Here is a 483-nt window from a genome sequence, read left to right as displayed (position 1 = left end):
ACGCCAACACTTTTACGGTAATTACTCAGCTGATAGCCATCAATGATGTAAACGTCGAGACCCGCCTCATAAGCCAGCTCGATCAGGTCGATGTGATAAACATTTGTTGCTTCAACTGCAATCGCGGTGGGCCTCGGCAACGTTTTTAGCCAGCGCTTTATGGCGGGCTTGTCGTTGGTTATCGAGGTGAGCAAATCCTGATCTGGCTCGTAAATAACGAGTTCAACTTTGGCGACATCCATGCCCACGATTGACTTCGAAACGTGCATTGCCATGGACACTTCTCCACGTTAAGGTTTTACGGCTTGGAGGGGTTTCACCCAGAGGCGCAGGCTTGTTTCTATCGTCGCTTGAACGAAGCATTCTTTATCGGCGCTTTTGGTGGAAGGGGTGGGGCGAGGTCTCCCACGGTCTGTACTGTTACAGCAGTCAGATGCGAACTGTTCGTCCCACCACCCCTTCAAGTCTAACCATACAAGCGAG

The 483-nt window shown here is 50.9% G+C and carries 1 protein-coding gene; it reads right to left on the bottom strand.

Translation table 11 applies throughout. The features are described 5' to 3' along the window. A partial coding sequence (locus IFT47_RS28490; protein WP_192176559.1) for an IS110 family transposase occupies positions 1–275 on the bottom strand: 275 nt, incomplete at its 3' end. Between the last annotated feature and the right edge of the window lie 208 nt (positions 276–483).

The organism is Pseudomonas sp. CFBP 13711, from assembly GCF_014842265.1.
Classification (GTDB): domain Bacteria; phylum Pseudomonadota; class Gammaproteobacteria; order Pseudomonadales; family Pseudomonadaceae; genus Aquipseudomonas.
This window is presented reverse-complemented; position numbering and strand designations above follow the sequence as displayed.